The sequence below is a fragment of the Bacillus sp. JJ1562 genome, from assembly GCF_036962705.1.
Taxonomy (GTDB): domain Bacteria; phylum Bacillota; class Bacilli; order Bacillales; family Bacillaceae_L; genus Ferdinandcohnia.
Genome location: NZ_JBALOQ010000009.1, coordinates 25,581 through 37,678, shown reverse-complemented (window position 1 = coordinate 37,678; position 12,098 = coordinate 25,581). Strand labels below are relative to the sequence as shown.

Annotated in this window: 9 protein-coding genes; all 9 read right to left on the bottom strand. The window is 36.4% G+C overall.

Going from position 1 to position 12,098, the window contains the following annotated elements; translation table 11 throughout:
- Positions 1–3 precede the first annotated feature (3 nt).
- From V7097_RS06270 to V7097_RS06230, 9 genes are read right to left on the bottom strand one after another with little or no spacing between them, the layout of a single operon-like run.
- Positions 4–1,422, bottom strand: coding sequence for a J domain-containing protein (locus V7097_RS06270; protein ID WP_335702752.1), 1,419 nt, complete (start codon positions 1,420–1,422; stop codon positions 4–6).
- 26 nt (positions 1,423–1,448) lie between these two features.
- Complete coding sequence (locus V7097_RS06265; RefSeq protein WP_335702751.1) at positions 1,449–2,123, bottom strand: vWA domain-containing protein; 675 nt, start codon at positions 2,121–2,123, stop codon at positions 1,449–1,451.
- Positions 2,123–3,907, bottom strand: a complete 1,785-nt coding sequence (locus V7097_RS06260) for a hypothetical protein (RefSeq protein WP_335702750.1) — start codon at positions 3,905–3,907, stop codon at positions 2,123–2,125. Before V7097_RS06260 ends, V7097_RS06265 begins: the two co-directional genes overlap by 1 nt.
- Positions 3,908–5,053, bottom strand: a complete 1,146-nt coding sequence (locus V7097_RS06255) for a hypothetical protein (protein WP_335702749.1) — start codon at positions 5,051–5,053, stop codon at positions 3,908–3,910. It lies immediately after the preceding gene.
- Between the two features lie 55 nt (positions 5,054–5,108).
- Positions 5,109–6,254: a PP2C family serine/threonine-protein phosphatase gene (locus V7097_RS06250; RefSeq protein WP_335702748.1), complete on the bottom strand. Its 1,146-nt coding sequence runs from the start codon at positions 6,252–6,254 to the stop codon at positions 5,109–5,111.
- A 15-nt stretch (positions 6,255–6,269) separates the two neighbouring features.
- Positions 6,270–6,956, bottom strand: coding sequence for a vWA domain-containing protein (locus V7097_RS06245; protein WP_335702747.1), 687 nt, complete (start codon positions 6,954–6,956; stop codon positions 6,270–6,272).
- Positions 6,957–6,971: 15 nt separating this feature from the next.
- The gene (locus tag V7097_RS06240) at positions 6,972–8,966 is read right to left on the bottom strand and encodes a protein kinase domain-containing protein (protein ID WP_335702746.1); all 1,995 of its coding nucleotides are present in this window, start codon (positions 8,964–8,966) and stop codon (positions 6,972–6,974) included.
- Between the two features lie 2 nt (positions 8,967–8,968).
- Complete coding sequence (locus V7097_RS06235) at positions 8,969–9,817, bottom strand: hypothetical protein (protein ID WP_335702745.1); 849 nt, start codon at positions 9,815–9,817, stop codon at positions 8,969–8,971.
- Positions 9,818–9,829: 12 nt separating this feature from the next.
- Positions 9,830–11,980, bottom strand: coding sequence for a hypothetical protein (locus tag V7097_RS06230; protein ID WP_335702744.1), 2,151 nt, complete (start codon positions 11,978–11,980; stop codon positions 9,830–9,832).
- Positions 11,981–12,098: the final 118 nt, after the last annotated feature.

Below are 12,098 nucleotides of genomic sequence, written 5' to 3'. Positions count from 1 at the left end.
TCATTACTGAAAATCTCGAAAGAAATTTTCATTTAATCCGTAAAGAGCTGGATAACGAGACTCTAAACGATCAATAGATCTTTTTAATGAACGATCTGATTCATCTATAAAATCCTCTTTAATTGATGCAAACATTTCTCTTTTTTCATCTTCCGAATCAAAATAAATCAGATAATAGGCAACTAATCGTTTCACTGGATGGCATACTTGAGAATCATTTTTAAGATTTTCAAACTCTTCATGGCATTGAATGGAATCCTTACAAGTTTCCATAAAGTTATTTAGTACTTTTTCTCTTTCTTGAAAGAGATTTGGATATTTGATAAGCACCCGTTTTATTGATTTCAACGTCTCCCCGGGATTATATAATGAGCTTTCATGTAGGTTATCGTATGCTTTTTCGTTATACTCATCAAATTCATCCTCCGTAAAATCATCACCATGGAGGTAGAGGATAAAGATGTGCTTTACATATTCGATTACCCTTTCATCACGTTCAAGTATGTCAAATTCGTCATAGACATTTGCCCGAAGGACCGTTTCACTGACAAATGAATCGAACTTCTCATTCGACTCAGAGCTTTCCTTTTGAACAAACTCAAGAATTGGTTTAGCATACCCATAAAGCTTACGCTTATATAAATCAAGACCCAAATCAGTTAAGTCTGCCATCATTGTCCCTCGTTCAGACTCGTGTTTTTCTAGAAGTTCCCGACAAAAATCGATAGATTTCATCAACTCTACTTTATTTCGTATCCTGACAGACACATTTAGGCGTTTTAATAGATAGTAAAAGGCATGAAAACCACCTGACTTTGATTGACTAGAAATAGCTTGGTCCAATGTTTTGAGTGCATTGTACTCTTCTTTTCTATTAAGATAAAGTTCAATTAACTGAAACAAGGGGTCCATATTGTCAGGTGTCATAATATACAATTTTTTATATAAACGAATGGCTTCTTCTTCTTTCCCACAATTTTCAAGGGCTTTCCCATAGTTCAGTTGATAAGTGATATTTTCTGGTTCTTCCTGAACAATAATTTTAAAATGCTGAAGAGCCTGATTGTATTCCTCCGTAAATAAAAAGCTTAATGCATAATAATTACGAGTTTCAGTCAACGTTGGTACAATGGCTAAAACTTCTTTAAACAATCTCTTCGCATTTTCATACTCATCATTTGAATAGGCATTCATCGCTTCGTTTTTAAGCTGTTCCACCAAGTCACCGTGTAGCATTTTTGTGTCATATTCTTTCCGAGATTGTGAGTTTCGCAATGTATCATAAGCGATTCGTATCGTTTTAAACTCTTCCGGAAATTGATCGACAGGGTATTTTTTGATGACTCTAAAATAAGCTCTCTTAATTTCTTCATCTGTAGAAGTCGTTTTAATTTCTAAAAGCTGATAATATGTTGTCTCCAAGTAACATTCTCACCTCTCACCATTTGCTATTTTTTCTTCAGTTCAGGCCAATCCTCAATAGGTGGTAATTCAATTTGTTCAAATGGCTGGGATTCAGATACTCGGCTTACGCTTTCACTTAACCATGAAAAAAATTCCTTAAACTTAACTTCATTTAAAACAAGAGGTGGTCGTAATGGTGAAAATCGTTCTAAAATTTCTAAATCAGCATGATCACCAATGCCAATTGGAAACATAGTAAAGTCCCCATTTTTAATACCATTTACGGTATGAGTAATTGAATCTTCAATTTCATCTGTTGGTGAGCCATCAGATAATAAGACAATCCAGGGCTGGTAATATTGAAGACCGTGAGTTTTATAGAGTACAACTCGATTTTTCAACTGAGTTATTGCTTCCTCCATCGCTTCTCCCATTGGAGAAGCACCACCAGCTGCTATTTTAAGCCGGATTGTTGGTTTTATTGGTTGAAATTCTAAAACCGTCTTCACTTGTTCTCCAAATGTAATAATACAAATTTCAACAGATGCCTTTGAAACCTCATTTTGCAATAAATCATTAAAAAGCTGCTGAAGGCCTAGCCGTAGTTGCTTAAGTGGATTTCCAGTCATTGAACCACTTGCATCTAACACTAAGCAGATTGGCATTCTTGTCGAAGGATTATTAAGTAGTTCCTCGCTTTTTAGACTTAAATCATCCACTAATTTTCACTCCCCATTTCACTTCTGAATGTAGACATTGCTTCAAGAAAAGTTGTTTTTTCCGTCCAGAAATGTTTCGTTTCCTTTTGCTTGGACTGCCCAGTCTCGGAAGGATACTTGATTTTATAGAGATGATGGCATCTTTCGCATAATGGATTTGGAATGTGGTCCGTAATCCGTGTATATTCTCTTTCCGGAATACGTAAGTATGATTTACATGCCATACATTTAGCAAATATCTTTTTTTCCTTTAGATCATCCATATCTTTTATAAAAAGGGCGGTTGGTAGCTCTTCATTTTTCAGACTGTCTCGGTATAACCGAATCGCTGTTTCCCAAAACTCAATTGGAATTCGTTGGTCCTGAACAAAGGTTTCGTAAAAAAGCTGCTGTAAATGAAAAGGAAGGCTTCCCCAAATTAATGCCCAGGGACTCTTCTCATAATTCGGGATGAAAGAGGGATGAAACGGAAATTCAAAATGTTTATTAAGAATATGCTCCGCCTTTACATTTGAACCTTGGAAAGTGTAAGGAAGCCTTCCAGGAAACAAGATTGCAAATAAAACAACAGCAATTGAATAGTAGTCATGATTTTTGACTCTTAGCACCTCATCCTTTTGAGAAAGGATTTCATGTGGCGTAAAATTTATCAAAGAGCGGTCACTACGAAACTGATTAATTTGGAAACCATCTGTATTGATTAAAGAAATGCTTTTTTCATTCTTTACAATGATATCGTCGAGGTCTACACTCCCCATAACAATCCCGTGGTCATGAAGCTGCCCGACTATGCGCAAATAAGACAAAGTCAATTCCACAAGGTTCTTTCTGTCCCACTCTGGGAACTTCGTTGTTAAATGAGACTTAGTTTTTATTAGCTTCTGTAGTGATATTCCCTTTGCTTCCATCATTACATAACCAAGAAACAGATTGTCTTCCGTAAATATAAGGTCAAGTGGCCAATTAACATTTTGAATATGGGTTGGCATAGATAGCATTTCGACTATTTTCTGATATCTATTTGACGTCAATTTTTGATTATAAAAAATCTTACAAACAAGGCCCTTCTTTACACGATAAACGGTACCATCTTGCCCAGAACCAAGTTTCTCACCAAGTGTAAATTCGCCATGTTTTAACGTTTGCACCTTATCTCCGCTCTGCATTCTAATACTATTTTTTACAGTTAATGGATGTTTTTCTAGTAGAGAGCGATCCACTGATGCTTCACGTTTAAAATTCGGTTTATTTTTATAATGAAAGAAAACAGGGTCTTTACGCGGTTCATTATCAAAATTCCACTGATACGCTGAACCATCCTCTTTAATTCCATATATCAAGAATTCTTTATTATCAACTGCTTTTTGATTTCTTAACTGGTACACATCATTTGCTAAACCTGTATCTCTTGTAAATAAACAAAATTGATAGCGATCACTATATTTTTGAAAAACATATAGAATCGTTTTGTCATTAATATCTGGGTCATCCTTATCACCTAACACTTGGGCTAATCCAGCTCTTATGTAGAGATTAATCATTCTTGCAGCGAATTTCGCTCGCTTCCTCTTCTCTTTTTCAGGACTCTTTGCACTTCGAATTACTTCCTCAATTACACGGTATGGAATCTTCGTTGTTGCTTTTCTAACAAATAATGCTTCCGGAAGAACCTTTGTAAGAAAATCCTTTGATGGTGGATACATCCATACACAAGTATCGATAAAAATGCGATATTGATTGGTTATTTTTAATAGATCAATTGAATTTACAGTTGTTTTACTCATCTATAACTCATCCCAACCCTTTGTACTTGGATTAACCGGTTTGCTACGAACGGGTGCCCGCTCCACCGTATCCATTTTGCGTTGCTTTAACTTCTGATTAGTTGATTCTAAGCGTTTGATCAAAGTATCAATCAAGGAAGTTTTTTGTGACCAGAATAATCCAACAATCACTGGAAGCCAGACATATTTCATAGCTGCTAGAATTCCATCCTTCGAGAAAATCACTTCTAATGTTGGCACAACACCATGTTCAAGACCTTGATAAAGAATCATCAGCTGGATTAACCAGAAAGAAAACACAAATCCGATTAAAAAACGAACATTTACCTTAAAATAGTTCACCAGCAATAGAACAAGTAATGTTGCAAGTAAGATAAAATAAAAGTTTTCGATCTCAAAATGCTGTCTAACAAAGGTACAGACTATAAACGTGACAATTGCATAAGCAATGGAAGCTAGCACCGTTTTATCCAATATTAAAGAACGATACATAATAATAGCTAATACAAGGTAAAAGGCCGCTGTTTTTATCTCCTCAGCAGGATTTATTCCATTGATTACAGTTAAAACAAACGGAATCCCAATCCACACTAATAATTGAGCAATCTTTATGGTCTTAGTTGTAGGTCGGGTAGGATATACTTTAGAAAATATATACATGATGATAGCTGTCATCAATAAAAAAAGAATATGTTCTAAAACAGAATGAGAGTTTCCATAGCTAATTAATATAGATTGAATTCCTGTCGCACCAGAAGTAAATGCAAAATATAAGAGTAAAATCCAAAAACCTAGTAAAAACCCCGTAAGTAAATTACTAGAGAAATCACTAAAGATCACAATAAAAAATAGAATAAACGGGATAAAGAAAAGCAACTTCATTTCCGTTACATTTGGATAAAAATGATTTAAAATACCGAATGATAACAAACTATAACCAAAGCCCGCATACAAGACGTTTGATTGGAACTTTGATAGAAAGTTAAATGCATGAATGGCAATAATGATAATGGTTGTTATTAAATTAATGGTATCGCCATATTGAAAATATAAATATAGATAACCAAAGCTTAATAAAAGTAATAATCGATCAATGGATTGGATTGCTTTTCGGTCTATAAACTGCATTTTCTTTAGCTTTTCCATGTCTCACCCTCCCATTTCTCGTTAGTCTTATTAGGATCGTTCATAATTGAAATAGTTATTTCCGATCTTCTTCTGTCGTTTCAAGTTCGTCATTTTCAATTTCTTGATCTTCAGTTTCAGGTTCTTCCTCAACCAAACCTAAATCCTCCAAAATGCTTTCTGTTCCTTCAGCAGGTACATCTGGTTCTTCAACTCCATCTGGTTCCAACCCTTCATCAACACGAATGTCCTCGGTTGATTCGATTTTTTCAACTTCTAAGTCAGATTGGGATTCAACGTTCATGTTTTCATACTCATTCTCGGCCTGTTGAAGCTGTTCAGTTACTTCGGTTATCTTTAAGCTTTCCTGGTCAGCCTCGGATTCCGTTTCAGTTCCTTCAAACGATAACTTACTGTTTAAACCAATAAAGTCAGCCAAATATTCAGGGGATGATTCCATCAATTCTTCTTGATTCCAAGTCGTTAGAGCAGCTAGTGCGATACTACAGTCATCCTGGGTTTGTTGTTTAATGACTGAATCCAAGTTTGTTTCAAGAACTTCCGCAATTTTTTTGTTCGGATAGTTCCGGAGCCAATCAAGCATTCTTGGAATGGCAGGTGCAAACCCTTGCGCTTGTTTATTAAATAATGAATCAGCTGTTCCATCTGACATAAGGATAAAGCCCGTTTTCCCTTCTGTTTCACCCTTGTATAGACGAAGGTACTTCCAAGCCTCATCAGAAGTGATGAAATAGGTTGTATTAGCAAATAAACCATTTTCCGGGTTAGAAAGAACCTTGAAGTTTCCTTCCGTCACCTGCAGTCCTATCACACCATCCCCAATGTGACCTGCTAAGTAACGATCATCTTTAATGGCTACATAAAGTAGGGTTGAAGCATATTCCTTTATGTTTCCACTAAAATTCTCAATCCCTTCTAATTCGTTCAAAAGGATCCCGATGATTCGTTTGCGAAGCAATTGTTGGTCATCTTCATAAAACATCTCTTCAAAATGGTTTTGAAGAATATGGATCATTTTGTGAACAACCATTTCAGCCCCCATATGAGAAGACGGTGCAGAACCTGCACCATCTGCTAAAACTAAAATGGTCATGTCTTGTGTTTGTACACAAAATGTATAATCTTGGCATGGTAATTGCTGTTTAATATGGCCGCGCCCAACAGCTTGAGCACTAGCAAACTTCCATTGTGTAATCGTCATGTATATCTTCCTTTATTAGAGAACTGCCCATTTTTGAATGGCATCCACATCAAGATTTACTTTTTCTCCAGGCGTAGAAGCAGAAATGGCTGATACACTACTACTCAACCATTCGAAAAATTCAACAAAATTTAAGCCCTTGATTTTCAATGGTGGTCGATTAGGGGAAAACAACTTTAATGTATCCATATCTGCGTTAGGTCCAATTCCTAATGGAAAAATAGTTAATTTTCTATTATTGACTAGATCTGATGTACGTCTAGCTGCCAATGAAATATCATCTGTTGGCGCACCATCTGTCATAATCACAATCCACGGTTGGAAATAGCTGACTCCTGATTGAGAATACATGTTTTTTCTTCTTTCCAAGAGGTCAACTGCCAAATTCACAGCCTCTCCCATTGGGGTCAGTCCATTTACTGATAAATGAGGGATTGTTTGACGGTGGATACTTCCAAAATCAAATAACTGCTTAACCTCACCACCGAATGTAACCATGGAGATTTCGGCAGAAGCAGAAGCCGTATCATCCTTTCGAATCGATTCCATAAATAGCTTTACACCCTTATTTAACTCTTTGATTGGTTCCCCATTCATGGAATAACTTGTATCTAATACAAGACAAATTGGTAGTCTCGTAGATGGATTTTCATAAAGCTCAATTTGTGAAAGTGTAAATTCTTCTTGTGAATGAAATGACATAATGAATTCCTCCAATTATTTATTGATAAATTTTAATGCACTGATTACTTTATCTAAAACCGTTTTTGGCTGCCCTGAATTAGGCTTTGTCGTATTTTGGTTTACTGGTTGCTTTGGTACTGTATTAGTTCTATTTGTCCGCTGATTTGAGCCTGGCTGACTAGTTGGATTCGTTACTGGAATCGACCTCGGCTGTCTTGGACGATTTTGATTCGATGGTATGCTTGTCGATCTAGACCTTGGTTGGCTAGTCCTAACTTCTGAAACTGATGGATTTGAAGATCCATTTCCAACTTGTCCAGAACGTGATTGTTCCCACGCACGCCAAATTTTCCTTCTAAACCTACATTTATCGCAAATGTAACGCCCACCACCACTCTCAACTGTCTGCTTAAAATCAATATGTACTTTTATATGTGGGTTTTTACACATTTGGTCACTACATATTAATACAGCTTCCATTCCAGGTGGAATTTTCATACTTTCTGGGAACAGTTCATCGCTCAGATGCCCTTTAGAGATTGTTTGTCTATACTTAACAAGAATATCTCTAAGCTCTTCTGGTGTAGCTCGCTTCTTTCCTGTAAATGTGTTGAATAACGCCTCTTTAATGTCGTAAAGCAAGTGACTCCAAATGTATTTCCATGAACCATCCGGGACAGTTCCTTTACCTTCCTTTCCAAGCGGATAGGGAAAGCCCATTTGTTTGATATTTTCTCCTGGTGTCCCCCCACCTTGATGTGAATATGGGGGCTGCCCCGGTAGCATAATCATAAAAATCAACGTATTTACTGCAAAATATTCATGTGTAAAGGTCCTTAAGAAGGTGGAAAAATTCTTTCCTTGTAGTTCTGGTGCCGTAAAGTTGATCGTACCGACAGGACATGGATAATCCTCAATCTGATAGCTGTCTGTATCAACGAAATAAACTTCCTTCTCATTCTTTATTAAAATATTCATTGGATTGATATCCCCAATAATGATATTTCTTTCATGTAGATATATGATTTTATTTACAATGGTAATGGCAAGTTGGACTAAGTCTTTTCGTGTCCATTGTGGAAAATTTTTATTTAAAACGGGACGTAAAAACATCGACGTTTGCATCGGTTTCCCTTCAGCTGTTTCCATGATGTATCCAACAAACTCATTACTACTATTGGTTAAAATATCCTTGGGCCAGCAAATCCCTTTTTTATTGACTGGGACTTCTAGCATTCTTTTTAATTTAAATAAGCGCTCATGGGTAATTCGATCTTCTTTATAAATCTTACATACCATTCCATTAGAAGATAAGAAAATTTTCCCTTCTCCCCCTGCACCAATCTCCTCTTTTAAACGAAGGGTTCCATATACCTTAGAGTACACGGTCTCGTTTTTGTCAGGAACCCGACTCACCTGCATTTTCGTTTCTTTTTGTGTTATAACTTTTTTTCCTAACGCAAATTTTTCATTTGGCTGTGGTGGTGGATCTTCTCTATGTCTCTTCTGTTTCAATGGACGAGCTCCAGCTGAGGTTTGCTGAGGTCTTGATGACATTCGATCAAAATCCCATTCCTCGATATTCCCCGCTTCATTGATTCGAAAAGCATAAATACGTTTCCCTTGAACTGCATGTTGATTATTCAGATTTAAAATATCATGTGCCAATCCACGATCTTGTGTAATCAGCGCCAAGTTGTATTTCACTCGAAACTGTTGAAATACATATAGAAAGGTTTGATCAGCAAATGGGTCACTTTTATCCCCAAAGACTGCCGCTATTCCTTGATTTAAATAAATCTGAAGTAATTTTCCTGCAGCCTTCGACCGGTGCCTCTTTTCTCGCTCTTCATGATCCATCATCTTATTTACTTCCTGGATGATTCGTAATGGAACAATAATTTGCTTACTAGAAGCTGAAAGAATAGATGTTAACTTTTTTGCTAAAAATTCGTTCGCATGAGGTGTCATCCATGTACTAGTATCAACGAAGAGCTTGTAGTCTTTTACAATGTCTTGAATATTCATGTTTACTCCTCATCTGATTCAGTCGTAAGCTGTTTTTGCAAATCTGTTAATTTTTCCTCAACTTCCAACATCATACGAACAAGCTTTTTGGAGCCCTTCTTTTGAGAAGCCAGGTCTATTGCTTCTTGAACACATTCTTCCACGGTTGAAATACTAGCCTCCAGCTTTTCGTTAATTCCCTCTAATAGCTGGGAAACATATTCAGTATCCACATTTTCCGAAGTTTCATGGCTTGCCTCAAATTCCTCATTAAAATCGTTGTCGTAATCATCTTCAAAATCATCCAAGTGTGCCTCATTATAGTCATGAACCACATAATTGACCTCATCGTCTTCAAACTCAGCAAACTTATTAAAGGCTTCTACATTTACCCCATTAATTTCTGCAGCTTCAACCGTATCGGAAATATACGAATTGATTGAACCCCAACTTTCCAGATCTTCAGCTTTCGGCTCATCGCTTTCAGCTCCACCAAAATCCAGTTGTTTCTCTTGACTAACAAACATGGACGGAAATAACATGTGGAGGAAGTCTAGCATTCCTTGCTTATTCCAATTTCCTGTAAAGGCTGTAAATCGAGTAAGAGGGTACCCTATCCAAAGAGCGCCTTCTTGATAAACGACCAGCATATCATCCCCATCAAAGGAATCGAGACGTGGGATTGTAAAAGCCTCTAATCGGAAATGATTTGGAATCACACCTTTTTCCTTCAAGAAATCAAACCAACGCTTTACATCATGGATCTCATCGATTTCCTTTTGTTCCGCTTCTGACCAAATTAATGATGGAGCAAGCGATAATAACTCTTTACTTAGCCATTCCTCAGTCAATTCTAATATTTGATTTACCATGTTTTCACACCTCTAATATGGGATTTTTGTGGAGAGTGAATAAAGCACTCTACTTTTTTCTTTATCCGTATATTTCTCTAGCTTCGTTATCTCTGACCCCCATCTTTCAAAGAAATCCCTCATGCTAGAAGGAATGTCTTCATCCATAAATTGGTCAAATAACCTTATTGCTAGTTTTAAAGAATTCTTTGCTTCTTTTTGCACCTTTGTCCCCCCTGTTAAAAGGAAGGAAGCTTGTTCAAATGCAATTCCTATTCCAATTGAACGAAGAGTTAAGCATTCTGAATCTGCATTGCAAATAGAAATGGCCTTCTGATAATAAGTTTGCGCAGCCGAATAGCTACCACTTTTCGCTAGATAACTACCAATCTTCCAATGAATAATTTGCATCGGATGGAAGCTTTCAGATGATGCAAAATAAGAATGATTTAACACATCAGTCGATATTAATGCTTTGTACATGTCATCTTCGCCTTGATGCAATGCAGAAGTGGCTGCCATCAGACGTGTGTAATGCATGAGCCCAAATAGAAAACTAGGTTTTGGTTGTTCCAAAATAGTGCGTAGAAACTCAGCGTACGAAGTAGTCGAAGGTAATGAATATGAACGACATAAATATTCGTATGATGATTCGACGTTTCCACGATTGCATTCAATTTGTGCACGATATTGGTATTGCCTGTATGTATGGTGTTCTTCCTTAAATTGCTTTAGAGCTAACTCTGAATCATGGATTGCATTTTCATAGTCTTCTATAGAAGAATTACTACTATTTGCTGCTCTCATAAAATAAGCCTGGAGGCGATTTCCTAAGGTTTTTCCGAGTAAATCGGAATACAAGTCATCCTGTTGGAAATAAGGAATCTCACCCGCAATCGGAAGGATGGAAAGCATCTGAGTGATAAACTCCTCCAGTTTCGTCATATTTTCAATAACACGCTCAAAATCATATTTATTTAAATCATGGACCGCCTCGCGAAGCATGAAATCAATTACATAGTCAATACTTTCCCACTTTTTACCTAGCTCTGGAAGAACGCCCTGTATGTTAGAGATTTGTTCTTCTGCCAGTTTTATATGCCCTTGATGAGTGGCCGTTGTAAATAGACTTAAATATGAATCAAGATAAAATAAATGAGCTATAATACCAGCTTCTTTCATTTTTGGTATTAGGATAGTCGTTACTTTTTTTAACGTTTCCTCTGCCTTCGTAAAATTTCTTTCAACATGGTTCAAGCTTTGTAACGTAGTAAGGAAAACCTGAAGCTCTGCTTTTAATGCATGGGATGGAAATTTTTTTAACCTAGTAAGAATTAAATCGAGGAACTCATTCTCATGGAACTGACTCTGCTCCATACGACTGGAAAAGCGTTCCGCAACTACCCACTCAAACAAGGCCATACCCAGCATTCCATTTGCTAAAAGTCTTTTAATAGAAATGGATGATTCGTGATCAAACAATGTATACAGGTGTCCTTCTTTAAGTAATTGTTGTAAAGTAACTTGTTGGTCGGAGGTAAATTTCTTTTTTTGTCGAAAATAAGCATGACAAATGGTATCAGCTACTTTAAGATAGTCATCATTTCTTGCTGATCCAATTAAAAAAGACCATTTCCAATTATGTATCGTGGAAGCAAGATTTCTTCTCGCTAGACCGATTACAAGCTTCTCCTCAAGACTAACCTGGTACTCCTCAACAAGGATTCTTCTTAAATACGATTTTCCATTATCATCGTTTACTTGTTCCATCCGCCTGGCGGCAATTATTTCAAACTCAACGAATTCTTCAGTCGTAGAAAGAGTTTGAAAAAGTTGTATGAGCCCTTCTGAAAGAATATTGATATATGTAGTAGTGGCATTTACAATCTTAACTCGTTCCACATTTTCAAAAACAACATATGTAGCACCGTTCGCTTTTAAATCAGATAATAAGTCAAGCGTAAATCTTGAAAACGAGACTTTAGGTAAATCAGTACTATGGAAATGTTCTGAATCTATGCCATGCTTGTTACACAATTGTTTAAAAATATCACTAACTTTGGTAAGGGTTAATCCTTTTTCAGGAGAAAACAATAACCCACCAACAATAGATGGGACTTCTTTACCATCAAGATCTTGTATAAAGTCACCACTTTCATCTAGTAAAAGGTAGTATTTTGTCATATGTTGCTCCTTATGTCGAATGATATAGTTCAAATTTATCATATTTACCAAATTTTTTTAATAGAAATCTCATTTTATTTCCAATCTTTTGTATAAAAATTTATAAAAATGTTAGAAC